The organism is Sphingobacterium sp. N143, from assembly GCF_030325625.1.
GTDB lineage: Bacteria > Bacteroidota > Bacteroidia > Sphingobacteriales > Sphingobacteriaceae > Sphingobacterium.
The window spans coordinates 317,093-343,265 of sequence record NZ_JACAIS010000001.1 but is presented as its reverse complement, the minus strand read 5'-3'; the positions used below and the strand labels follow the sequence as shown (position 1 = coordinate 343,265).

Here is a 26,173-nt window from a genome sequence, read left to right as displayed (position 1 = left end):
CTTAACATTTGATTTCCTAATGACAGTAATTTCGTTGAAATCATAAAGCATTTTGATGAATTAGTCCTACTTTTGTATTCGTAATATGAAGGATCTTGCCTACTTAAATAAGTACTTTTACAAATACCGCTGGAAACTGATTCCAGGGGTCATTTTTGTCATCATATCCAATTATTTTGGGGTATTGCCCGCGAAAGTCATTCGTGAAGCATTTGACTTGGTTCAGGAAAACATCTATCTATACCGTTTGTTTGATGGCTTTGACAGGCAGGAACTCATTTATAAGGTATTTGGTAGCAGCCTATTATTTTTTGGTTTTGTGGTCCTGTTGCTTTCTTTGCTGCGTGGTATTTTCCTGTTCTTTATGCGGCAGACCATTATTTTGACCTCCAGATATATTGAATACGACCTCAAAAACGAAATTTATAATCATTACCAGGAGCTTAACTTCGGCTTCTTCCGCAAAAATAATACAGGTGACCTGATGAGCCGTGCCACGGAAGATGTCAATCAGGTGCGCAATTACCTGGGGCCCGCCATTATGTATGCGATCAATACCATCGTCCTATCCATCATGGTCATTTATGCCATGTATAGTGTCAATGGACGGCTGGCAACCTACGCCCTGGCCCCTATTCCTGTCCTTTCTGTCATCATCCTGTTTGTCAATAAAATCATCAACAAACGTAGTCTAAAGATACAGAAACAACTGGCCAATCTTTCTTCGTTCGTACAGGAGACCTTTGCCGGGATACGTGTGGTCAAAACCTATACCCGGGAGCAAAACAAAATGCAAGAATTTGAGAAGGAGAGCACCATATACCGCAATACAGCGCTGGACCTGGTCAAAGTACAGGCTGTCTTCTTCCCGCTCATTCTCTTGCTGATCGGACTCAGTACGGTCATCACGATCTATATCGGCGGCATCGAGGTAGCCAAAGGAACAGTAACGGCAGGGAATATTGCCGAATTTATCATTTATGTCAATCAATTGACGTTTCCGGCCATGTCTTTGGCCTGGGTGACCTCGCTGGTACAACGTGCTGCCGCATCACAAAAACGTATTAACGAATTTCTAAAGACGGAATCTCCAATAGTCAACGGTAAAATAGATGCCGAAATAGCCGGAGCCATCAAGGTCGATAACATCTCATTTACTTACCCTGAAACAGGTATCCATGCCATTAAGAATGTCTCCTTCCAGATCCCCATTGGCAAGACGCTCGCGATTATAGGGAAGACAGGTTCGGGAAAATCAACTTTGGCCAACCTCCTTCTCCGGATGTATGATATCGATAAAGGTAACATCCACTATGACGGTCATGCCATCAAAGAACTCAATTTCAAAAGCCTGCGCCAACAGATTGGTTTTGTGCCACAGGACGTATTCTTATTTTCGGATACAATTGCCAACAACATAGGCTTCGGACTTGATCATTTTACACAGCAACAAGTTGAACAGGCTGCAAAAGATGCTGCTGTATATGATAACATCATAGCCTTTGACCAAGGCTTCGAAACTGCTGTGGGCGAACGTGGAATTACACTTTCAGGCGGTCAGAAGCAGCGGGTTTCCATTGCCAGGGCATTGATAAAAGAACCTAAAGTACTGATTTTTGATGATTGCCTGTCGGCTGTCGACACCAAGACCGAAGAAACAATCCTGCGTTCATTAAGTCGCATTATGCAGGGAAAAACATGTATTTTCATTGCTCACCGGATTTCAACGATCAAAAATGCGGATCATATTCTCGTGATGGATCAGGGCGAAATTGTGGAACAGGGCACGCATTTCGAATTAATGGAAAAAAGAGGGGAATATTTTGAACTGCACGAAAAACAGCTCCTGGAAAGCGTCGAAGGATAACGACCATCAAGTTGTACAAAATTAAATATCCCTGAATTCCGCTAAGGAAAACAAGGGATATCTCTCCTAAATTTGCCTTATATATTTAAGTCAAACATTTTATCGAATACAGATCATGGAGAGAAATCCTATTCAAAGCACCTCATCAAATGATGGTAAAACCGTTGCCATCATCTCTTATCTAACAATAATCGGCCTTATTGTGGCTATCATTATGAACAATAAGGAAAAGACATCACTGGGTCAATTCCATATCAGACAGAGCATTGGAATTTCAGTGACAGGGATGGCTTTGGGTTTATTGCGTTTTGTACCCGGAATTGGCGGAATCGCAATCAGCATCGTTGGGGTAATCCTACTTATCGCACTTATCCTGGGGTTATTGGCTGCTTTTTCTGGGGAGAAAAAGGCACTACCTTTCATCGGTGAAAAATATCAAGAATGGTTTAACATGATTTAAACCATCACGCCAGCCATATGCAGCACCTTGCCATACAAGGTGCTGCATATGGCCTTTTGTGCATCCTGCATCAAGCACTTAGTCCAAAAAGCATTCCTTCTGTGCCTAGGCTTGATAAAGGCAACAAGTCCCCCCTATCTATCCTAAAGATGTGCTTGTAGGCTCTTCTCTTCCTTGAAAAAAACGGCAAACAGCAGAAGACAGCACAGTGATATGCCCGCCGGAATAAACCATAGATATTCCCAAAATTGATCGGCAAATGCTGCTTTCAGATAATCGGATACTGCTCCAGCCACCCAAAAGCCAATAAGCATCCCCACACCGTACATGGCGATGGTAATAAGCCCCTGTGCAGAAGATTTATATTTGGCACCAGCGATACGATCAGTATAAATCTGACCAACGACAAACATAAAGTCATAACAGATACCATGCAGAATGATTCCCAAAACCAGCAAATAGGCTTTTTCCTGACCATCACCAAAAGCAAAGAATATATACCGCAAAGCCCAGGCTGCAATGCCCAGCAAGATCATTTTTTTATAGCCCAAGTGCCGAAAGAAAAAGGGGATCAGCAGCAGGCAGATCGCTTCTGAGAATTGTCCCAATGCCATTTTTGCCGTAGGATTGGGCATACCAACATTAACTAAAAATGGATTGGCATTTTGGTAATAGAATGAGATTGGAATACAGATCACAATCGCAGTGACAAAAAATATCAGGAAACTACGTTGCTTTAATAGGCCCAATGCATCCAGCCCAATGGCTTTTCCAAAATCAAATTTTTCTCCCTTAAGGCGTACCTTTGGTGGAGTCTTCGGCAGAAACAGGCTAAATAACGCCAACAGAAGTGAACACCCCGCCCCCATAATAAAAGTATTGTGCAATGCCCCCTGCGCGATGGCTTCAGGCGCATCCCAACGGAATAAATAACTGATCACCAGCCCCGAACATATCCAGCCGATCGTACCCCAGACGCGGACACCCGGAAAATACTTTTTTGGGTCGGCAATATGTCGGAATGCAATCCCGTTAGAAAGCGAAAGTGATGACATGTAGGCCATGAAATACACAAAAATATAAGGATAGAAATGACTGGCATCCGGAGCTTGAGACATGCCATATAGCAATACTGCACCTATAAGGTGTAACACCGCAAGGACACGCTCAGCATTGAAATATCGGTCGGCCACAAACCCTACAAAAAAAGGCGCAAATACAGCTCCCAGCGATTGTGTGGAAAATATATTGGCCACCTCCATACCTGATGCATGCAACGATTTTATCAGGTAGGTACCCAAGGTGACAAACCAGGCGCCCTTGATAAAATATTCCAAAAACATCATTAAAGATAATTGGAGTCTTAAAGTGACTGTCATAAGGATTAGATTTTCTGTGTTAGCTACTAAATTATAATTTATTTCAAGAGCATCGATGCAGGATTTTTTCCTGTTTTTTCTTTTAGGCAGGCAGTACGTTGCGCATAAAATTCAGCCAGTTTTTGGACGCGATTCTTTCGAGATCCTCTGCTGTATACCCGCGTTTTGCCAACAAACCAAAAACTTTCTGTATATCAGCAATGGTCTCCAGATCATACGGACATTGTTCTCTCCCAAAAGCACCATCAAGATCACTTCCCACACCCACATGGCTGACATTGCCGGCCAGTTGACAGATATGATCAATATTATTGGCCATGATCTCCATGGAGCAATTGCTGGATTTAGGATCAGACTTGCCCCGCACCCAGTTGGGTACCATCATCCAGGCATCCAAAGCAACGCCTATGACAGCTTGTTTTTCCACCAAAATTTTAATCATTTCGTCACTGAATTGCCTGTTATGGTCCACAAATTTCCGACAATTGTTGTGACTGGCCCATATGGCACCGTTATACCTACTCATGGCATCCCAAAAAGCATCATCATTGAGATGTGTCGCATCCAATATCATCCCCAACCGTTCCATCTTCTGAAGCAGCTGTATCCCCTCTTCATTGAGTTTTCCCGAAGAATCGGTTCCATTGGCATATCTGCCCGGTCCATAATGTGCCGGTCCAATGGCTCTTAGCCCATAGTCATAGGCCACATCAAGGTAACTTAAATCCACTAAAGAATCAGCTCCTTCCAAACTCAAGAGGTAGCCAATGGGTTTGTCCTCAATCTTTTCTTCACTGGACCATAGCATAAGATGCTGATCCAGATCGGTTTTTGTTTTGATCATTGTCATTTGACCATCGGCTTCCATGGCTTTATACCAAGCCAGCTGAGCTTGGGTCTGGGCCCAGGCCTGCTCGGGGGAATACCATCCCGGCAGTGGGCTTTCTGGTGCTACATAGCGCGCAATCTGGGTAGCTACCACCAAGCCAATATGGCCTTTGCGCAGCTCCTCAAAGGTAACAGTAGCCCGCCCCCGATCCGGCTTATCATCCATACCCATCTCCCGTCTGTTCAGCACTGAAATAGGCAACCGAAGGTCCCGGTTCCACTCCATGGCATTCATACTTAAATCCAGGTGTGCATCTACCAAAAAAGGCATTTCAAATTCGTACATATCAATAGTTTATCTTTTTGTTACGGGCCAGCACCTTCCAGGTGTGGCTGTCCTTACCCTCACCAGCCACCTGCAACTCGCCATAGCAGGCAACCGTTGGACAAATATGCCGTGGTACGCAATACAATGCCTCCCCTATCTTAAAGTCGGAACTATCCTCCACTTCGACGACCAGATGCTCTTCACTTTGCATCTTGATCGCACCGATACGCGGGTCATAAAATTTTACCCTCGGCTGGGGGGATTCACTGGCCACGGACTTATAACCGAGATCCAGGCAGAGATGCTTTTTATCCACAATGGAAACCACACGTGTCAGAAGTACTGCGGCGATCAAAAAATCTTGTTCCGGGTAGTTTTCAGCATAACCAAAATCCCAAAACACAAAAGTCCCGGGGCTACATTCAACATCCGTCCTGGAGGCATGAAAAGGAAAACTGGGTGATCCACCAATGACTTTTGTCAATGCCCTGGAAGTCGTTGCCTGAGCAATCAGATAGGCCGTTTCAAGCATCTCATACGAACGTTCACATTGCTGCGCACGCTGCTGGTAATCTTTATCGTGGATATGCCCATCATAGCCATGTACCCCAACAAGTTGAAGCCCCGGCAAAAGATGGATATCCATCAACAAGCGCTCCATATTGTCTAAAGCAATCCCGGTACGGCCCATCCCCACATTGACATCGACATACACATCAACACAATGCCCTCTGTCCATGCTTCGGTTGGAAATTTCCTGAGCCGCATCCACATGATCGACAAGACAGGCAAAATGTGTATCCGAAAAGGCTTCCACGAGTTGTAGAAAACGGTCAACCTTCGGACCAACCGGCTGATAGGCCAACAGCACGTCTTTTGCACCAATAATACCCAATAACTCTGCCTCCGCAATAGTTGCGCATTTAAATTGTTGTATCCCACTGGCCATCATTAACTGGCAGACTTCTGCACATTTATTGGTTTTGATATGGGGCCGCAATCTTTTCGGATCCCCATTCACAAAACGCAAAGCCCGATCAATATTCTGAACAACCCGATCGGGATAGACCAGCAATGCGGGTGAATCTACTTGATCGCTATGATCTATACGATACCAAGTTTCCATAAGCTGCAATTAATATAGCTCAAATAATGCTTCTATTTCGACGGGAATGTTATCGGGTAAAGAACCAAAACCGACTGCACTCCGTGTTCCGATACCATTTTCTTCGCCCCAGACCGCAGCAAATAATTCGCTGCAGCCATTGATCACAGCTGGATGGTATAGAAAATCTGCTGTACAGTTTACCATACCCAATACCTTGATAACACGCTTGACCTTGCTCAAAGAGCCTAAATTGGTCTTAATGGTCGACAACATGGTCAAGCCAACCTGTCTGGCAGCAAGTTTACCCTCTTCAGGACTGATATCATTGCCGATCCGTCCAATAATGAGTTCGGCATTGTCCTGCACAGGTCCATGTCCTGAAAGATAAAGATACTTTCCATCGATAACATAGGGTTTATAAACACCTTTGGGCGCCGGTGCTGGTGGTAATGTTAAACCTAATTTTTCAAATTGTTCATCTGCATTGTACATCTTTAAGTGATTTTTAGAGTTATAAAATAATAGCTAATATAAAATTAATTGCAATAGCAAAACGGCAAGCAGCCCAACAATAGAAACGATGGCTTCCATCATCGACCAAGAAAACAATGTATCCTTGATGCTGAGGCCAAAGTATTCTTTAAACAGCCAGAATCCTGCATCATTGACATGGGAAAACATCAAGCTTCCGGCCCCAATGGCCAGCACCATCAAATTGGGGTCTACCTTTCCTGCCGTTACAATGGGCAGCAGAACCCCGGATGCTGTCAGTGCAGCCACAGTCGCTGAACCGACACAGCCCCTGATCACCGCTGTAATCAGCCAGGCCAAAAATATGGGTGAGACAGGAAGCTGCTGCAAGATATTGGCCAATAAAAGACTCACGCCACTATCTTCCATGACCTGTTTAAAAATACCTGATCCGGCAATGATCAGCAGGATCATCGCAATATCCTTAACCGCCGATTCATAGATTGACATCACCTTGACCATAGACCGTCCCAACCGCAGTCCTAAGAGATAGGTGGCTACAACAATAGCAATGACCATGACCACGGTCGGGTTGCCAATAAACTTCAGCCAGTGCTGTATTGCGGCGTTGTCTGTATGATAAATATACGGAATCAGGGTAAACAGGATGATCAACAATACGGGCAATAGGGCAACAGTTAAACTAGTCGCCATGGTTGGGCGCCCATAGGCCTGCTGATCGACATGCTCCTCTGGCTGGAAGATCGATGCCTGACTCGGCAGCATATTTTTCAGACGCCGCCCAAAAATGGGACCGCCCAAAATAATGGCCGGAATAGCAATCAACAGTCCATAGATAAGTGTCATGCCCATATCGGCATGAAAAAGCGCTACCAAAGCAACAGGTGAAGGATGGGGCGGAATAAATCCATGGGTAACGGACAGGGCGGCCAACATAGGCAAACCGATATATACGGCGGGCAATTTATACCGATAAGAAATTGAGAATATTAAAGGTACAAGTAGAACAAATCCTATACCATAGAACAGGGGAATACCGACCACAAAGCCGGTCAGCATCAGTCCCCATTGTAGGTATTTCTCTCCCATCAAACGGACCATCTGTCCCGCAATAATTTCTGCTGCACCACTTTCAGCCACAATCTTCCCCAACATCGCACCTAGCACAATGATCAGGGTTAGGCTACCCATCACTCCGGCAATCCCGGTTTCAACGGTACCGACCAACTGCGCCGGAGAAATACCTAAACAGAGACCCGTGAGCATCGAAACGATCAAAAACGAAAGAAAGGCATTGATCTTAAAATAAGTAATACATAAGATGAGCAAACAAATGCTGATGACTATGAGGATTATGGTCATTATATCATGATTAGGTTTACCTCTCCATTAAAGAAAGGTTTAGTAAAATGCGGTCTAGTAAATCATTTTTTCACGTTTAAAGTACAATTATTTTTCATTTTCTGCAAGAAAAATAAAAAATAATTGAAAATATTACCTTACTTCTTTAATAAAATCGTTAATCCATGCATCAATTCATCCAGCCTATACCTATAGCGGTTACTGTATGCACAGACACAAAAAAGGTATGGCTTTGGCCATACCTTTTCGTTCAATTATATTCTTTTTTCCTATGCTTCTTGGCCTGTTACGCTGTTTAGGGGTATTAACTCTTACAACGGATAGCGCTAGGATTTATAAAACTCCTCTTTATTTTTTACGGGGAATCTCTTTGAGTATCTCCAGCACGAAATTCCAGAATTTCTGCACAGAGGATACCGAAGCGCGTTCTGCCGGAGAGTGCGCTCCCAATATGGTAGGACCGAAAGAGATCATATCCATGCCAGGGTAATTTGTCCCCAAAATACCACACTCTAGCCCTGCATGGCAAGCCACCACTTCAGGTGCTGTACCATGTTGTTTTTGATAGATGGATTTGAGTACTTCCAAGATTTCAGAGTTTGGATTCGGTGCCCAGCCTGGGTAATCACCTGAAAACGCTACAGCAAAACCTCCCAATTCAAAGGCTGCCTGCAGGGAATGCGCCAGATCAAGTTTGGATGTTTCGACAGAAGACCGTGTCAGACATTTGATGACAATCTGCTCCGCCCCTACTTCGACTTTTGCAATATTATTGGATGTTTCGACTAAATCTTCAAAATCCGCACTCACACGGTATACACCATTTAACGCAGCATAGACACTATTGATCAAATTTTCTTGTGCAGCAACTGGAACAAGGGTGGTATACGATACATCTTGTGGCTCAATAAGAATTTCCATTCCTGGTTCTGTAGTAGCAAATTCTTGTTTGATATCTTGTGCCATCTGTGTCAGTTCTTGTACAAAAACAGGCCGCTTATCTTCACTAATTACGACTTTTGCAACACTCTCTCTGGGGATCGCATTGCGGAGGCTTCCCCCAAGCAAGGACGAAATGCGCAATCCATAACGTTCATTGGCCTTAAACAGCAGACGGTTCATCAGCTTGTTGGCATTGGCAAAACCTTTGTGGATATCCATACCAGAGTGACCGCCATGCAACCCTTTTACCGTGATCTCAAAAGACAGCATTCCTGAAGGACAGGGCTCTGGTGTATACGTTTGTGAAGCCGTTACATCAATGCCGCCGGCACAACCAATATCGATTTCAGTATCATTTTCAGTATCCAGATTCAACAGGATCTCACCAGACAATAGCCCACCTTTCAATCCCAGGGCTCCCGTCATTCCAGTTTCTTCATCGATGGTGAACAGGGCTTCGATAGCAGGGTGAACAATGGTTGTCGACTCCAGAATGGACATGATGGTAGCGACCCCCAACCCATTATCTGCCCCTAAAGTGGTGCCCTCTGCTTTCACCCAGTCTCCATCGACATACATTTTAATTCCTTCGGTATCGAAATCAAAAACGGTATCATTATTTTTCTGATGAACCATGTCCAAATGTGATTGCAGCACAATGGTCTTGCGGTCTTCCATCCCCTGCGTTGCAGGTTTCCTGATCAGCACATTTCCGATTTCATCTACATGTGTTGCTAAGCCCAACGAGTTTCCGAAATCGACCATAAAGGCAATGACCCGGGCTTCTTTTTTGGATGCACGTGGCACAGCATTTAAAGCAGCAAAGTTTTTCCAGATTGCTTTTGGTTCTAATTTATCTAAATTATTTTCAGCCATATTAAAAATTTTCTTTCGCCAAAGTTACTCCATTTTTACAATATATCCTGCGATTATCGCTCTTCACAAAAACAAAAGCCAATGTCTATTCGTTCTTACCACAGGAAATCCGAAAAGAACATCAACATGCACAGACCCGTAAAGGTAGAACGAAAAGACATCTATTTTAAACCGGATAAAAAAAGGGTTTTGGCCCGATTTTTCTCTCTAGGTGATGACCGTACGATCAAAGTGATCAAACGTCTCCTTGCACTGACAGAGATGGAACGCAAAGAAGTCTTTGGGCAGGTGCTCCGAAGTTATACAAAAAGACATCGTAGTATTGTCAATATCTTTGAACGTAATTATAACCGCGTCAGCCACTTGTTGGAAAAAATCCCTTTTCAAAAAGAACAGTTAAACCAACTGGACAAGCTATTGATCGGTTCGTATTTTACGATGGAGTACTCGATCGAGTCGGCGGCACTATTCAACCCCTCCATAGTGGAGCACCCTGACCAGACCGAGCTTTTCAAGGGGGAAAAGCGTGTGATACTCAGTTTCAGGGCTACCGGAGAAGGACATGTATCTTCCATCGTTTTTAGGTCTGGAACCCTTGATGTCGACAATAATATACACATCGATTATATCGGCAATTTATTGGATAAACCTATTCAGGTCAAAAATCACCGGTATCATAAAGAATCTTTTTTGAAGAAGATGAACGAGCTCCATGCCGAACCCACCGAGGTCAAAACCAAACTGGAGGAGAAGCTGACGGCAACATTTACCTATGAAGAGCTCAAGCGGTACATCGATGAGGTCAGACAGACAAGTGAGGATAACCTGGAAAATATAACCTTCTTGCAACAGGCATTATGGCTGGCTTCCTCGCACTATGAAATGACATTTTCTTTAGACACTTCCATTTCGGAGCGCGTTATTTTCCCTATTGCCGACACAGAAAAACGGGGCATTGAAGATGCCCGTTTTGTACAGTTCAAGGATGAAAAAGGAGAAAACATCTATTATGCCACCTATACGGCCTATGATGGATTCAGTATTCTACCCAAACTGTTGGCCACAAAAGATTTTTATCACTTTAAAGTGAAGCCTATATACGGAGAAATTGCCAACAAAGGGGCCGCTCTCTTTCCCCGGAAGATCAATGGCCGATATGCGATGCTCTGCCGTATTGATGGTGAAAACAATTATATCGCGTATTCACATAACATCAATATCTGGCAGGAAACCGCCATCCGGATTCAGCAACCTGAATACCCTTATGAATTTGTGCAGATCGGGAATTGCGGTTCGCCGATCGAAACGCAATATGGCTGGTTGATCCTGACCCACGCCGTGGGCCCCATGCGTGAGTATGTGCTTGGTGCAGCTTTATTGGACCTTGACAATCCACATGTAGAAATAGGACGCCTGCACAGCCCATTGATGACTCCTAATGATAAGGAAAGGGAAGGCTATGTCCCCAACGTGATCTACTCCTGTGGAGCCCTGGTCCATAATGAACATCTTATTCTTCCTTATGCCATGTCAGACTATGCCTCTACCTATGCCACGATCAAATTGGAAGATTTGTTGCTGGCGATATTAAATCCTGATCGTTATCAATAAATGTACGATAGACCACGATGTACGCCAGGTAAAAACAGAGGGTGCTCTCTGCTCCTTGGTTCCGATTGATCCCATAGGATTCAAGTCCGTCACAACAGCCTTTTGTTTCCTCATCATATAATCCTAATTTGAGGTCATTTTCTCCCAGAAACCAGCGGAATGATGCGACCATCCGTGCAAAATAGGCTTTTTTGCCGGTCAGACGAAAGGCTTCACGATACATAAACACCATGGCAGTGACGTCGAGGGGCTGTTGGCCAAATTTACTGGCATGCTTCCCCTGCTTGGCCCACTCCTGATTTCCGACCAAAGAAAGTGCACCATTTTGAACGGTCATGCTTTCCAAAAAATTCAGTGTCAGCAGACCGACCTGTTTAACCCCTTCATCATTAAGAAATGGATAGGAAGCCAGTAAAGCATAGGGCAAAATGGCATTGTCATAGGCCAGTACTGCCTCAAACCAATTCCAGTTTTCATCAGAACTGGCTTCATATTCATGCAGCAACTTTCCAATCAGCTCCCGCATCAGCTCGATCATGACCTCATCATTGGACTGATGGTGCAGATATTCAGCAATCCCCAGTACGGTATACGCAATCGCCCGATTCGACCGAAGCGCTCTGAAATGTGGTACCGACCTGAAAAATAATTCATGCCCCAATTGGTAATAGCTGGTCAGATTTGTCTCCCGCAGGAGCACACCCAATGCCAAAATTGTTCTTCCAAAAGAATCTTCAGAGCCTACTTCATCCAAAAAATGATGCTGAAAGCTCATAAAATTATGAAACAACCCATCCGCACGCTGATGGTAATAGATATAACTTAAATACGTCGAAATACGCCGGTCTAGTTTTTTATCCGAGAAATCCCGTTGTGCCAATAGCGTCACCAGCAATGCTCTTGCGTTATCGTCCAGACAATACCCTTCTTTATAGTTGGGCAAGGAATAGGTGGCGTGTTGCAAAATACCGACCTGGTTGGTCAAACGGTCAATATGCTTCCAGCTAAATTTGGGCATCTCATCTTTTGTGAATGCTCCATTTTCTTTTAAACCATCCTGGGTGGGGATTACTTTTTCCAATAATCGGGTATAGCGGAGGCCTATATTTTTCCAGGTCATTTCCTTACCTAAGGCCCGGGCGTTGTCCCTCAAAATCGCCCGATATTCCGTATTGGAAAATACTTCGGTCAATGTTGCTGCCATCTTTCCCGGGTTCTTAAACTCCACCAGTACCCCTCTCCCTTCGGACAACAGCTCCTTGGCATGCCAATACGGGGTTGACACCACGGCAGCCCCAGCTCCAATGGCATAGGATAATGTCCCACTGGTGATCTGTGCCTCGTTAATATAGGGTGTCACATACACATCACAAGCACATAGATACTCCACAAGATCAGATTGACTCACAAAGGAATTGACAAATTGAACATGTGGTCCTAACCGGTAGCGCTCAACCAAACCTTGCAAATATTCCCGATACTCTTCTCCCGAATGTGCAAGTACATTGGGATGCGTTTTACCGACAACCAGGTAGATGAGGTCCGGTTCATGCTTCACCACTTCAACAAGCGATTCAATCACGGTCTCAATACCTTTATTACGGCCTAAAAAGCCAAATGTCAACAAAACCTGCTTGCCTGAAAGTCCTTTTCTAGCCTTTGCCTCCTCATGATCCAGATAAAACTCCGGAACTCCATGATGTATAAGCCTTACTTTTGTGGTATTGACCCGATAAACAGTTTTTAGCAGTGTAATCGCATAATTACTCATCACGATCACAATGGAAGCCCGTTTTACAATCTCGATCAATATCGCTTTTTCATCCACGTTTGGCTGCTCGAGGATTGTATGCAGGTTGACAAGCAAAGGGATATGCAATGCATTGATCAAGGATAGAATGTACATGCCACTGTTTCCTCCAAAAATACCATATTCATGTTCCAATATAACGCAATCGTAGCCATTTTCATTGATATAACTGGCAGCTTCAAGATAAGAAAGCTGCTGCTGTTGATCGATCCGAAAAACCACTTCATTGGGATAGGTATAATCACCGTCCGAAACAGCAAAAACATGCTGGACAAGCTCTTGATTGTGCAAAGCCACCGAATGTAGCAAATCTGATGTAAAGGTGGCTATCCCACATTCTTTGGGCAGGTATGTACTTATATAAGCAATCTTCATTGGAATAATTTTATATTGAATGTAGTCTTCTAAGAAACTGCAGCATGTATATGCTCCATTATCTAAATGCTTGTCAACGCAAAATTGTTTGTCAGTACCGTATTTATTAAACAGGAATTGATAGATTTGTTACAAATCATAAAATAGACGCTGCATGAACTCATCAAAGGAAAAAATGATTGCCGGAATCCCTTACATCGATTCAGACGGACAGTTATTTAAGGAACGACAGTATGCAAAAGAGGAACTCAAACGATTCAATGATGCAGAGCCAAAACAAATCAAGTTCAGAAAACAGATCATTCAAAAATTATTTAAATCTACCGGAAAGCGGTTCTTTTTAGAACCTCCATTCCGCTGTGACTACGGTTATAATATTTCCATTGGTGAGAATTTTTACAGCAATTACAATTGTACAATTTTAGACTGTGCTCCGGTAACGATCGGAGAAAATGTACTGTTTGGTCCCAATGTAAGCCTTTTTACGGCCGGTCATCCCCTGCATTTTGAAGCGAGAAACCTGGGCTGGGAATTTGCCTCTCCCATTGTTATTGAAGATAATGTATGGATCGGTGGACAAGTGGTCATTAACCCTGGAGTCCGCATCGGTAAAAACACGGTTATCGGGTCAGGTTCTGTTGTCACCAAAGATATCCCCCCTGATGTTGTTGCTGCAGGAAATCCATGCCGTGTCATCCGCCATATTACCGAAGCCGACCGGAAAGATTATACTGCAGACCAATAATCAATGTGCAGCGCTGCCAAATCTGCACGGGAACATTTATCCTGTGCAGCACTAAAAATGAATAGGCCAAGGCTTAGCGGAGGGACAAATACGCTTATCAATATGATGACTACATATCAAATGAAAGTCATAATCTCTGATATGAAGGATTGACTTATGGACCTATTGTATGAAAACTTCTAGTTTTGTGCTATCCTGTTTTTGACTAAGGCTATATATGATAAGACATTTAACTTTCCTTGTTTGGCTACTCCTTTATTTGACCTGCTCTTTACCACAAGAAGCATTGGCACAGTATAGCAGCACAGCTTCAAAACAGAACCATCAATTTGTCGCACCGCACATCACTGATGCATACAATGATTTCAAAAAAAACAGTGTAAAAACTTATCAAGAAAGCTACCCCCTTGGGATCCAATCTGACACCGTTTTCCACAACCCCAAAAGATTATGGACGCGCGCCGGAATCGAGTGGTTTTCTTTTCAGGCATTACCCGCCTCCTTTAATTATTTTGTGCGACAGGATCCTTATTCACATATCACTCTTAACAATTGGTTTAAGCATCTGAATCCAAAAGCCTGGGCCTGGGATGATAATGCTTTTGCAACCAACCAGATTGCACACCCTTATCATGGTCAGTTATATTTCAATGCATTCCGCTCCAACAACTTTAAGTTTTGGGAATCTTCGGTGGCAACTGTTGCCGGAAGCTTTTTATGGGAAACTGCCGGCGAAACCCAATCACCATCCATCAATGATCTTGTCAATACATCCTTTGGTGGAATTATTTTAGGGGAGATGACACATCGCCTCTCCCAAAATGTACTGTCCAGACCAACGCATTCAGTAGCTGAACGTCAAAGTAAAGAGTTTCTGGCATTTTTGATCAATCCTGTCAACGGCTTAAATCGCTTATTGGATGGCCGTTGGGGGCGAGTGGTTAAAGGCCAGGTAATTGACAGTTCCCGCGTACAGGCGGAGTTTGACCTTGGCGTAAAACGCTTTGACGCAAAAGAAGGGAACATCATTGAGAAGGGAAAAAACGATATTTATGCACGGCTGAAGCTATTGTACACCAACGGGGAAGTTGACCAAAAAAAACCATTTGATGACTTCTATGTCAACCTTGAAGTGGGATCCGACGACAGTTCTTTTGTCAATTCACTGAATGTTTATGCCTCACTATATGGCAAACGTATTTTCAAGAAAATTCCGGGCCGACATCTGGGCATCGTTTCTGCAAACTATGATTTTATCCACAATGAAGCATTTTTCTATGGCGCCCAAAGTGTGAATTATAATATCATTTCCAATTTTACCTTTGGAAGAAACAATAAATTGACCACAACCATAGGTGGTGGCCCTGTTATCCTGGCGGCTGTACCCGATCCGTACCTACTCTTTGGTGATAGTCGAAACTACAATTATGGCCCTGGAGCTGATCTACGTGGATCCATGGACATCAGTGTCTGGAAAAGATTAAAATTGGGGATAAATTATCATGGCGGTTATTTTGTCACGATCAGTGGTAATGATTCGCATTATTTTCTACATACCGCAGCCGGATCTGCAAGTCTAAGATTATTCAAAAATTTTTCCCTAAATGCCAGTTCTGGCTATTTCCGGCTGGAGGGAAATTTCAAGGATTATCCTGATATTGATAAAGATTACCCTTTTGTCCGTCTATCACTGGGATACAATGTCACCTTCTAAAGAGCATGAAAATAATGTTCTCCCATTTTCTTCTTTTGCCAGTGGCCTAAAACCAATGTTCATCCAAAAACGGCTGTGTTCATCATCTGATCTCACCAAGATGCGATTCCCCTGCAATGTCCGGACAAATTGCTGCGCATACCGTACTAGCGCATACCCTACTCCTTGTCGTCTAAAAATTGGCCGGACAGCAAAAAAATGAACTGTATATTCATCATCCCGCCTGGTTAAGGTCAATACACCGACGACTTCATCTTTATGATAAGCCGCAAAATGGGAGGCGTTGAAGTCATCCTCCAACATCACATCGGCAAGACTCCCCTCAGGAGAAAAGATTTCTTTTCTCAGCTTCCAAGTGCGGGCAGCAAAGACCTGTTCAACATACCAGTCTGACATTTAACCTCCTTCTAATTCCATAAATGCTGCTGGAAGCTGGCCGATGATATCCGATGGCAATAAAGAGTATACGCCTATTGATTGTACGGCAATATCCGCGGCCCTGCCATGTATATATACCCCCATAATCAACGCCTCTTTGGAGGAATACCCCTGCCCCAACAATGCAGTCAATATACCTGTCAGAATATCGCCGCTACCACCTGTGGCCATACCGACGTTCCCAGTGCTATTAAAGTAAACATCACCTTCAGGCATAACCATGGCGCTATTTGCCCCTTTTATCAAAACATACAGCTGGTATTTGGCAGCAAAAGCTTTTACCTTTTCGATTTTCTCAAAATCATTTTGCCAGTTTCCCAAAATGCGACTGAGCTCCTTCGGATGTGGTGTCAGTAGACTGCCTTTAGGAACAAAGGCCCACAAATCAGGTTCTTTGGCCAGAATATTGAGGGCATCTGCATCCAATACCAGAACACTGCGTCCGGCCTGCAGGATAAACTTTTTTAAAGCATGGCGGGTATTTTGATCGGTCCCCATCCCAATACCGATACCAATGGACTGATACGCATCCACGTTGGGCAGCTGAGAAATCATGTCTTCCTGCGGATCAGTGATGACCATTGCTTCTGGCACAGCAGTTTGAATACTGCTGCAACCGCAAGAAGGGATATACGCAGAGGCTAAACCGCAGCCTGCACGTAAGGCTGCCCGCAGCGCCAATTGTACTGCCCCCATTTTGCCCCGACTCCCCCCTATAATTAACGCGTGACCAAAAACACCTTTATGATCAAATTTCTGTCGTTTTCGATAAAAGGACTTCAGCAGCTGTTGATCGACATAACCATAGGCCATCCTTACCGCTTCCAGTGCATTTAGGCTCAAACCTATGTCCAGAACTGTAAATTCTTTAGCCCATAATTGATTTTCAGGCAACAGTAGTCCCAATTTGGGAGCCTGAAAGGTATATACCAGGTCCGCCTTTACAATGGGAGCTGATGGCCTGGTCGTCTCATCTGCCAGTAAACCCGAAGGCATATCTACGGCATAAACAGTCGCTCCGCTACCATTGATGCAGGAAATAAGGCCATTCCAGCTTTCATCGAGAGCCTGCTTCAGACCATAACCAAATAAACAGTCCAATACAATTACATCTGTAGGAATAACGACCAGATCCGCCGGTGTTATTTTTTGGATAATATGCGCAGGAAGACGTTTTTGGTTGCTGAGATTAGCTGGAGAATAATTATTTGTGTCAATCAAATAAACTCTTACATGAGCCTGCTTTTGATCCAGTAGCCTGGCAAGCACCAAACCATCCCCGCCATTGTTTCCCTTGCCACAGAAAATATAAAAAACCTGCTGTTCTAAATTGGGATAAGCCAATCTGATCTGGTCAAAAACCCTGGTTGCGGCACGTTCCATAAGATCAAGGCTGCTGATCCCCTGATCTTTTATAGTTTCACCATCCACCCAATTCATCTGGGAAGCTGAAAGTATCTTCATATTGCACTTATTTTAAGAAACAGCGCACAAACTGTTTCACCCATGCTAATTTACCCAGAAAAAAGAGCACATCAAAGGTTTGAATGAATCAGCAATGACGAACTCGTGCTTTTAATTATGCTAAGCCCGTAGTAAACATGGACCAGGATATTATCCGAACACCTGAATGGACTTTCTATGCCCAAGACCTGAAAAACATGACAGTAGCCCGAAAACAAAAGTGCACCCGAAAACAAGTTTCGGGTGCAACACGATAACAATAATCCAAAAACGTGCCATGACAGGTCCCACTGTCCTTACGATTATAACATGTCATTATGCTGTCCAGAGTTCATCACATCAACAGGTATAATCAAGTCACTCTACCAAATTAACAGCAATAGCTTTTAAATCCTACAATTTTCTACGCAATCGATGGCGTAGAATACAAAAAATAATAAAAGATATTTTTGTCTTCTATTATTAATTCCTATTTTTGTACCCGATAGTCATTTGCAAATGTACCCTATCAACGAAGGAACGCTCCTCAAAAGTGAGGAAGACAATTTTTTAATCCCTTTTTTAATAAAATAAAAGACAAAAAGGTATTTAAATATTTTATTTATGATAACTGAAGCACAAAAAGATTTAATCAAGGGCACGATACCTGTTTTAAAAGAACATGGAGTTGCTTTAACCAGTCATTTCTACAAACGCATGTTTACGCACAACCCTGAGCTTAAACATATTTTCAATATGGGTAATCAACAAAATGCCAGACAACAGACAGCCTTGGCCACAGCAGTGCTCGCTTATGCGGAACATATCGATAATCCATCGGTTCTTTTATCCGCTGTCAAGCACATTGGCCAGAAACACAGCAGTCTGAATATCCGCCCTGAGCACTATCAAATTGTGGGGAAACATCTTTTGGCTTCTATTCAGGAAGTATTAGGCGATGCTGCCTCAGATGAACTGATCGAAGCCTGGAAGGTTGCTTATTTTCAATTGGCCGACTTGATGATCGGGGTTGAAAAAGAGATGTATGACCAAATGATCCAGCACGACGGTGGCTGGACAGGCTGGAAGCCTTTTAATGTCGTAAAAGTTGTAGCTGAAACTGCCGAGATCCAATCGATTTATCTTGAACCTACGGATGGTGGAAAACTTCCCGTACATACTCCCGGCCAATATGTAAGTGTTCGTGTTTTCCTTCCTGAGCTCCATCTTTACCAGCCCAGACAATACAGCCTATCAGATGCCAGCAATGGAAAATATCTGCGTATATCGGTTAAAAAGGAAGCAGTCGAAGGAAAACCTGATGGTATGGTGAGTAATTATATACACCAGTATTTTCAAGTCGGAAAACAACTTGAACTGACAGCACCAACGGGTTCCTTTAATCTGGTTGAAAATGAACATCCGCATATCTTCATCAGTGGTGGGGTCGGACAAACACCGTTGATCGCGATGTTGGAACATCTAGTCAGCCGGGAAGGCCAAAACACCATTACTTGGATCCATGGCTGCCGAAATAATGATCTGCATGCTTTTAAAGATAGGATCCAAGTATTGGAAAGTCAATACCCGAACATCACGTGCTTCTCCTTCTATGATGAAGCTCAACCGATAAATAACGGTGCAATCCCGGGATGGGTTGACTTGGCCAAAATAGATTCCGATCATCTCCCGCAGCAAGCTAACTATTATTTATGTGGACCGGCAGGATTTATAGAAAAACATTTTCAATATTTGACTGGCCAAGGTATCGACGCCAGCAACATCCATTTCGAAGAATTTGGTCCCGCTTCTTTACAGTTGAACTAGCCTATTTCACATAAATTCAGGACACCTGAAATAGCCATCCGCATTTTTTGTATCAATCGTGGATGGCTATTATTGATTTTGTACCTTTGTAAAAAGTAAGAACAGATTATGGGTATTTTTTCCAAAACATGTGAATATGGTCTTCGTGCAGTTTTTTTCATCGCACAGAGCTCTCAGGAAAACAAGCGTGTCGGCATAAAGGAAATAGCCGAAAATATCCATTCCCCCGAAGCCTTTCTGGGTAAGATATTGCAGAACTTAAGCCGGGCAGGAATTATCCGCTCCATGAAGGGGCCTGGCGGCGGGTTTTATCTGGACCTGGAGGATATGTCAACACCACTATCGGATGTCGTCAAGGCTATTGACGGTGAGAGCCTATTTGTTGGCTGTGGTATGGGACTGGAATTCTGTTCAGAGCAGTATCCATGTCCTTTACATCATGAATTTAAAACCATCCGTAACAACCTCTCCGAAATGCTCCAAAAAACAACTGTTGGCCAATTTAATGATGACCTGATCAAAGGGAAAATCTTATTGACGAAATGCCATATCAGCCCGAAATGAGAATTCTTTTGCGTAAACACAAGGGCTACTGTTCAGTAAAAGTGCCATGATGAGTCAAGCCAATAGCTGAAGGTTTGGGAATCACAAAACATCTATTAAAAGATAACATAAACTACACCAAACTATTGATTTATACGGTTATATAGTAAACAAAAAAATCCAACAATCTTTCCCATTTATTTTACACTGTTTAAAATGCTCCCCGTTATCTACCGCTAACGGAATTCTACAGATCAGTAATATACTTTTATTGTTCCCTTATGGGATCGTTTTGCAGGCCTTTTAAACTAAATACCTGGAAACGATGTATTTCTCAAGATATCGTCTCGATTTAAGCCGTCTAAAGAAAAATTCACCATCGATTTTTCAACCATTCTGAACCTTTCCTTTGGGTTAAAAACGGGCCTTACGATCTCTACATTTAGTCAAAAAGACCAGAATTTCATTCTTAATACGAAATCGGTATAATCGATAGCCAATACGGCAAATAATTTTACGTTAGTATCTATAAAGCAAAATATTAAAAAGTTCATATAATGTATAAATTAAGGATAAAAAGCAACAAAAAAGCGTTATTTTTTATTGTAAAACAAGTGGATATTATTTTATCCACATACTTTTTCAGGTTCAACCTTCTTTTTTGCTTCTTAAATCACTCTCGCTATAGTCCTCCCTATGAACCATTTTTTTCATGATTACACTTTCCATCAGGTATGCCTGATACTAGTTCGAACGCCCTAAGTAGGTCGAATTATCTTACTTTCACAAACCCAATTCATCTTCCGCCAACCATAGCACTCATTTAAGCTCTTTTAAAGCTCTCAGGCCTAATTTTACACCAGTAGACCACCCACACTAGTATAAAACCATAAAACCGCAGGAGATGAGCTAAAACACCTTAACTCCCCCCCCCTACTCCATCGCTTTTTTATCGGGCCATAACCGTTTGGCTTGTCCATAGTTTTTTCACGGATTTTTTTTCAAATCTCCCTTAGCTCTTAGGAAAGAACTTTATAATTGTCTAAATTGGACCTAATAATCAAACACAGCAAGTACCCCCAAACATCATGATAACATTACTTCCATTTGAAAAAACTGATCTTGACCGATTCAAATCATGGATAAAATCACCAGAGGAGCTACTTCAATTTGCTGGGCCATACTTTTCATTCCCCATTACGGACAAACAATTGCAGCATTATCTGGAGGATCCAAAACGCCGTCCATACAAAATTACGCTACTGGAATCCGGTATGGTCATCGGGCATTGTGAACTTAATTTCGAAAGGGATATCCCGCGCTTATCACGTATATTGATCGCCCAAAACACAGAGCGCAACAAAGGGTATGGAAAGCAGACTATACATGCCCTGCTAAAGCTTCTTTTTATTGATGACAGGTACGATCAGGCGGACTTAAATGTTTATTCGTGGAACAGCAATGCGATCCGATGTTATGAAAATGTGGGATTCCGGATCAACGAAGAAGTCACATCGGAAACTGTCGTCGGAAATGAAACCTGGAAGGGATTAAACATGCAGATCTCAAAATCCGACTGGATAAAACAGGCGACATTGGAAGTGGATATTCACTGTCCAACATGCCCCAGCTGTGAAAAAGAGAAGAGACCTGATAGTGGCTTTCTGAGCCTACTGAGCAGCCCTGCAAGAAATGCATTATTACAACAAGGTATCGACAGCATGGAGAAACTGGCAGGTTTTACTGAAAAGGACCTGTTGAGATTACATGGCTTCGGAAAGGCTTCCCTTCCGCCACTACGGCAAGCGCTATTTGAAAAAGGTTTAACGTTTAAAGAGTGAGTACCGCCGCCCATACATTTGGGGGGACTGTTGCCTGCGCAACGCCTACAAATAACAATCCCCCGGTGGGCTGCTGGGCAAAGCTCAACTTCCTCCGAGGGATTTATATTTTTCCTGGCTTCTGCGAGAGCCGGATATGTATTGATTAATATTCGATCAAAACTTCAGTTACTTGAGTCCCTTGTTTGGCACTTTTGAATTTAAACTTGACTTTCTGATTAAGATTTAATTTCTGCCCTACAAGACGATCATTAAAATAAACGGATTGTTGTGTTTCATTATCCCGGATGAACCCGTAATTGGATTCTGTATTGTAATGGACAACTTTCCCAAAAGAATAGTCATCTTGGGTGCTGGCAGAGGCCGGAGTTTCACCCTCTTTTAATTTGACGGGTGGCTTGTCTGAGATATTCCCGTATTCATCAACATAAGCAAACAGCTCTTCCAAAGATTTTCCTTTATCGTTGTTTGTTTTGTTGAATTCTTTTTTCTCAATTTTCTGTTGTTTTTTGAGTAGTTTCTTTTTTTCTCGTTCTTTTTTGTTAAATGTAATTTGGCTTTTGCTCATTCAATATGGATTAAAATAAATTTTCCCGAGGAGGTTACGGACCTTTAGAGCTTTGTTGAAAAGATAAAAATGCGATATGTACTTAGGAGATATGCTGCAAATATACAAAAAATTTGCAATAATTGACGACAGGCATCACTGTTCCCAATCGAACGCTGCATTTATTCCCTGCAGCCTAGGTTCCTTTTATTTTTAGCCTCCTTTTTGCCCAATGCCATCATGCCAACCCGCTTAAATAAGCAGCAATATCCTCGTCTTCGGAATCTGAAAAATTGCAAAATTTCATAAAACAAAAATATCTTTTAGACGTTATTTTGAAAAAAACACTATGGAAGTAAAAAACATCGAGAGAGACGACAAAGGGAATTTTATTGCTGAGGTTGACAATAATGAAGCTGGAATTTTGGAATATACCTGGCAAAATGAAAGTGAATTCACAATAGATCACACAGAAGTTTATGATGAGTATAAAGGCATGAGTGTAAGAAAAAAGCTTGTTCTTGAAGCTGTGGACTATGCACGAAAGAACGATGCCAAGATTATCCCCAACTGTCCCTATGCAAAATCAATTTTTGATAAAACAATCGCTTTTCAGGATGTGCTAGCATAAAAAAGCCGTTTTATCATCAGGATAAAACGGCTTTTTTATGCTAACCGAGTATAGATTAAACGACAATATTGATTATTTTTCCTTTTACAAAAATAATCTTTTTGATCGGTTTTCCATCTAAATGCCGTTGTACATCAGCATGTGCCCTGATCGTGTCTTCCACGGCTTTTTGGTCCAAATCCAACCCTAACGATAGATTAAATTTCATCTTGCCATTGAAAGAAACGGGGTAAGCAAATTCAGATTCAATTAAGTACTCCGGATGAAATACGGGATATGCAGCATACGATAGTGTTCCGGCTTCATTGCCCAATAAATTCCACAACTCTTCGGTGATATGCGGAGCATAAGGCTGAAGCACAATAATCAGTTGCTCCAGTATTTGACGTTTATTGCATTTCAAATCAGTCAGTTCATTGACACAGATCATAAAGGCCGAAACGGAGGTATTGAATGAGAATCGCTCAATATCTTCTTCGACTTTCTTAATGATCTTATGGAGTGCTTTAAATTCTGCTTTTGACGGCTCCTCAGCTGACACCGCAAAGTTACCTTCAGCATCATGGAATAAACGCCATACTTTGCGCAGGAACTTATAAACACCCTCAATACCATTGGTATTCCAGGGCTTAGCCTGTTCCAATGGTCCTAAGAACATTTCATAAAGGCGCAATGTATCAGCTCCATATGATGCGATGATATCGTCGGGATTGACGACATTGAATTTAGACTTGGACATTTTCTCCACTTCGCTACCACAGATGTATTTACCCTGCTCCAATACAAATTGAGCATTCGCAAAATCAGGTCTGAAATTTTTGAATTTTTCCAGGTCCAGGATATCATTAGACACAATATTAACATCCACATGCAATGGAATAGTGTTATAATCATCTTTTAATCCATATGACACAAATTGGTTCGTCCCTCTCCCCTCGGCATCAAGTACACGGTAAACAAAGCTAGATCGGCCTTGGATCATCCCTTGATTAATAAGTTTCCGGAACGGTTCTTCTTCATTGTGATAGCCTAAGTCTTTTAAGAACTTATTCCAGAAGCGGGAATATAGCAAATGCCCGGTCGCATGTTCAGAACCACCTATATATAAATCAACTGCTTTCCAGTAGTCAACCGCTTCCTTGGCGGCAAAGTTACCTTCATTTTTGGGATCCATGTATCGGAACCAGTACCATGAAGACCCCGCCCATCCAGGCATCGTACTCAACTCATACTCATATTGGTCCTCATACTTCCAACCTTTGGCACGTCCCAAAGGGGGCTCTCCTGATTCTGTTGGCAAATATTTATCCACTTCGGGCAATAATAAAGGCAACTCCTCTTCATTTATCAAATAAGGCAAGCCATTTTTAAAATAAACCGGAACAGGCTCACCCCAATAACGCTGACGTCCAAAAATAGCATCACGCATACGGAAATTGATCTTTGCCTTTCCCAATTTCAATTCTTCCAACTTCGCAATCAAAGCAGGCACAGCCTCTTGATAAGTCATACCATTGATGAAACCCGAATTGATATATTTTCCGTCTTTGTTCGGATCTGCTGCTTCATCGATATGCTGCGTATCTGAAATAGGTATAATTTCTAAACCGAAATGTTTGGCAAAAACATAGTCACGTTGATCACCGCTAGGCACTGCCATAACAGCTCCGGTACCATAGCCTGCCAGAACGTAGTCTGCAATCCAGATCTGTACATCCTGTCCTGAAATGGGGTGTTTGGCAAAGGATCCAGTAAAAGCTCCTGACACTGTTTTTGTGTCGGCCATCCGGTCCAATTCAGATTTTTTGGAAGTTTTTTCAATATAAGCCTCTACTTCAGCTTTTTGCCCTGGCGTAGTCAATGCCGACACCAATTCATGTTCTGGCGCCAGAACGACAAAGGAAACCCCAAAAATCGTATCTACACGCGTGGTAAAAACCTCAATTGCAGTACCTAATTGGGGTACGGGAAATTTCACCGAGGCCCCGACTGATTTCCCAATCCAGTTGCGCTGCATTTCAACCAAAGGCTCCGGCCAATCAACCGTATCCAATCCTTGTAACAAACGGTCGGCATAAGCAGTAATACGCATAGACCATTGCATCATCTTTTTCTGTTCAACTGGATAACCACCACGCTCGGACACACCGTTGATGACTTCGTCATTGGCCAATACCGTACCTAAAGCTGCACACCAGTTTACCGTACTTTCGCGCAGATAAGCTATACGATACTTTAACAGCTCACGCTGCTGCTGCTCCTCGCCAAAGGATGTCCATTCTTCAGCACTGAATACGGATACATCTTCATCTGAAACAGCCTGAATGGCTGCTGAACCACTAGCAGCAAATTTAGCGATCAATGTTTCAATAGGCTCAGCTTTATCTGATTCTTTATTATACCAAGAATCAAATAATTTCATAAAAATCCATTGGGTCCACTTATAATATGCAGGATCGGAAGTACGCACTTCCCTGCTCCAGTCATAAGAGAAACCAATATTGTCCATCTGCTCACGATAACGGTTGATATTCACCTCCGTGGTTACAGCCGGGTGCTGTCCCGTCTGAATCGCATATTGTTCCGCAGGAAGTCCAAAAGAATCATAACCCATCGGGTGCAATACATTGAAACCTTTCAGACGCTTGTAGCGCGAAAAGATATCCGAGGCAATGTAGCCCAGTGGATGCCCCACATGCAGTCCTGCCCCAGATGGATAAGGAAACATATCCAATACATAGTATTTTGGCTTTTGATGCGAATCTGATGTCTTATAAGTCTGGTGATCCGCCCAAAACTTTTGCCACTTTTTCTCTAATGATGTGTGATTATAATCCATTTTTGTTCGTAAGGAATTTTTATGACTTGCGAAATTACGATTTTAATACTGAAATTTGATAAAAGTTTTGTAGTTTGAACAATAAATTATAGTATTGAAAAGTTATTTAAACGTAGGTAGAAAACAAAGTTCGAATTGATTTTTATCAAAGTAATTACAAGATAAAT

General features: G+C 42.7%; 20 protein-coding genes. 9 read left to right on the top strand and 11 right to left on the bottom strand.

The window, feature by feature from the left end; all coding sequences use genetic code 11:
• Nucleotides 1-85: 85 nt before the first annotated feature.
• The gene (locus HX021_RS01445; RefSeq protein ID WP_286587764.1) at nucleotides 86-1,867 is read left to right on the top strand and encodes an ABC transporter ATP-binding protein; all 1,782 of its coding nucleotides are present in this window, start codon (nucleotides 86-88) and stop codon (nucleotides 1,865-1,867) included.
• Between the two features lie 115 nt (nucleotides 1,868-1,982).
• Nucleotides 1,983-2,327, top strand: coding sequence for a magnetosome magnetite crystal formation protein family (locus HX021_RS01440; RefSeq protein WP_286587763.1), 345 nt, complete (start codon nucleotides 1,983-1,985; stop codon nucleotides 2,325-2,327).
• 143 nt (nucleotides 2,328-2,470) lie between these two features.
• Here the strand turns inward: HX021_RS01440 and HX021_RS01435 are convergent, their stop codons facing one another.
• The 6 genes from HX021_RS01435 to HX021_RS01410 all read right to left on the bottom strand — a co-directional run bounded on the left by HX021_RS01435 (nucleotide 2,471) and on the right by HX021_RS01410 (nucleotide 9,642).
• On the bottom strand, nucleotides 2,471-3,706 hold the full coding sequence (locus HX021_RS01435) for an MFS transporter (RefSeq protein ID WP_286587761.1): 1,236 nt from the start codon (nucleotides 3,704-3,706) through the stop codon (nucleotides 2,471-2,473).
• 82 nt (nucleotides 3,707-3,788) lie between these two features.
• Nucleotides 3,789-4,880, bottom strand: a complete 1,092-nt coding sequence (locus HX021_RS01430) for a dipeptidase (protein ID WP_286587759.1) — start codon at nucleotides 4,878-4,880, stop codon at nucleotides 3,789-3,791.
• Nucleotide 4,881: 1 nt separating this feature from the next.
• Nucleotides 4,882-5,988 (bottom strand): D-TA family PLP-dependent enzyme, encoded by a 1,107-nt coding sequence (locus HX021_RS01425; RefSeq protein WP_286587757.1) that lies wholly within the window; start codon nucleotides 5,986-5,988, stop codon nucleotides 4,882-4,884.
• A 9-nt stretch (nucleotides 5,989-5,997) separates the two neighbouring features.
• Complete coding sequence (locus HX021_RS01420; RefSeq protein WP_286587756.1) at nucleotides 5,998-6,462, bottom strand: RidA family protein; 465 nt, start codon at nucleotides 6,460-6,462, stop codon at nucleotides 5,998-6,000.
• A 33-nt stretch (nucleotides 6,463-6,495) separates the two neighbouring features.
• Entirely contained in the window at nucleotides 6,496-7,824 is a 1,329-nt protein-coding gene (locus tag HX021_RS01415; protein ID WP_286587755.1) for a GntT/GntP/DsdX family permease, read from the bottom strand.
• A gap of 348 nt (nucleotides 7,825-8,172) precedes the next feature.
• Nucleotides 8,173-9,642, bottom strand: coding sequence for an aminoacyl-histidine dipeptidase (locus tag HX021_RS01410; protein WP_286587754.1), 1,470 nt, complete (start codon nucleotides 9,640-9,642; stop codon nucleotides 8,173-8,175).
• A gap of 81 nt (nucleotides 9,643-9,723) precedes the next feature.
• On the opposite strand from HX021_RS01410, the gene HX021_RS01405 reads away from it, so the two are divergent.
• A complete protein-coding gene (locus HX021_RS01405) occupies nucleotides 9,724-11,253 on the top strand; it encodes a glycoside hydrolase family 130 protein (RefSeq protein WP_286587753.1) in 1,530 nt (509 codons plus the stop codon).
• Here the strand turns inward: HX021_RS01405 and HX021_RS01400 are convergent.
• Nucleotides 11,201-13,438, bottom strand: coding sequence for a glycosyltransferase family 4 protein (locus HX021_RS01400; protein ID WP_286587752.1), 2,238 nt, complete (start codon nucleotides 13,436-13,438; stop codon nucleotides 11,201-11,203). The two genes, HX021_RS01405 and HX021_RS01400, sit on opposite strands and share 53 nt — an antisense overlap.
• A 154-nt stretch (nucleotides 13,439-13,592) precedes the next feature.
• Between HX021_RS01400 and HX021_RS01395 the strand changes: the two genes are divergently transcribed.
• Nucleotides 13,593-14,183, top strand: a complete 591-nt coding sequence (locus HX021_RS01395) for a sugar O-acetyltransferase (RefSeq protein ID WP_286587750.1) — start codon at nucleotides 13,593-13,595, stop codon at nucleotides 14,181-14,183.
• A 217-nt stretch (nucleotides 14,184-14,400) separates the two neighbouring features.
• Entirely contained in the window at nucleotides 14,401-15,897 is a 1,497-nt protein-coding gene (locus tag HX021_RS01390) for a DUF3943 domain-containing protein (protein WP_286587739.1), read from the top strand.
• On the opposite strand, the gene HX021_RS01385 is transcribed toward HX021_RS01390, so the two are convergent.
• Both HX021_RS01385 and HX021_RS01380 read right to left on the bottom strand, forming a co-directional pair.
• A complete protein-coding gene (locus tag HX021_RS01385; protein ID WP_286587738.1) occupies nucleotides 15,871-16,293 on the bottom strand; it encodes a GNAT family N-acetyltransferase in 423 nt (140 codons plus the stop codon). The two genes, HX021_RS01390 and HX021_RS01385, sit on opposite strands and share 27 nt — an antisense overlap.
• Nucleotides 16,294-17,799, bottom strand: coding sequence for an NAD(P)H-hydrate dehydratase (locus HX021_RS01380; RefSeq protein ID WP_286587736.1), 1,506 nt, complete (start codon nucleotides 17,797-17,799; stop codon nucleotides 16,294-16,296).
• 603 nt (nucleotides 17,800-18,402) lie between these two features.
• Here HX021_RS01380 and hmpA point away from each other — a divergent pair.
• The 3 genes from hmpA (at nucleotide 18,403) to HX021_RS01365 (ending at nucleotide 21,989) form a co-directional block, all read left to right on the top strand.
• On the top strand, nucleotides 18,403-19,605 hold the full coding sequence (gene hmpA, locus HX021_RS01375) for an NO-inducible flavohemoprotein (protein WP_353621003.1): 1,203 nt from the start codon (nucleotides 18,403-18,405) through the stop codon (nucleotides 19,603-19,605).
• A 108-nt stretch (nucleotides 19,606-19,713) separates the two neighbouring features.
• Nucleotides 19,714-20,169, top strand: coding sequence for an RrF2 family transcriptional regulator (locus HX021_RS01370; RefSeq protein WP_286587734.1), 456 nt, complete (start codon nucleotides 19,714-19,716; stop codon nucleotides 20,167-20,169).
• Between the two features lie 1,067 nt (nucleotides 20,170-21,236).
• A complete protein-coding gene (locus tag HX021_RS01365) occupies nucleotides 21,237-21,989 on the top strand; it encodes a GNAT family N-acetyltransferase (protein WP_286587732.1) in 753 nt (250 codons plus the stop codon).
• A 145-nt stretch (nucleotides 21,990-22,134) separates the two neighbouring features.
• Here the strand turns inward: HX021_RS01365 and HX021_RS01360 are convergent, their stop codons facing one another.
• Nucleotides 22,135-22,557: a cold-shock protein gene (locus HX021_RS01360; RefSeq protein ID WP_286587730.1), complete on the bottom strand. Its 423-nt coding sequence runs from the start codon at nucleotides 22,555-22,557 to the stop codon at nucleotides 22,135-22,137.
• 328 nt (nucleotides 22,558-22,885) lie between these two features.
• On the opposite strand from HX021_RS01360, the gene HX021_RS01355 reads away from it, so the two are divergent.
• The gene (locus tag HX021_RS01355) at nucleotides 22,886-23,167 is read left to right on the top strand and encodes a GNAT family N-acetyltransferase (RefSeq protein ID WP_286587729.1); all 282 of its coding nucleotides are present in this window, start codon (nucleotides 22,886-22,888) and stop codon (nucleotides 23,165-23,167) included.
• Nucleotides 23,168-23,222: 55 nt separating this feature from the next.
• Here HX021_RS01355 and leuS read toward each other — a convergent pair whose 3' ends face one another.
• A complete protein-coding gene (leuS, locus tag HX021_RS01350; RefSeq protein ID WP_286587727.1) occupies nucleotides 23,223-26,006 on the bottom strand; it encodes a leucine--tRNA ligase in 2,784 nt (927 codons plus the stop codon).
• Nucleotides 26,007-26,173 lie beyond the last annotated feature (167 nt).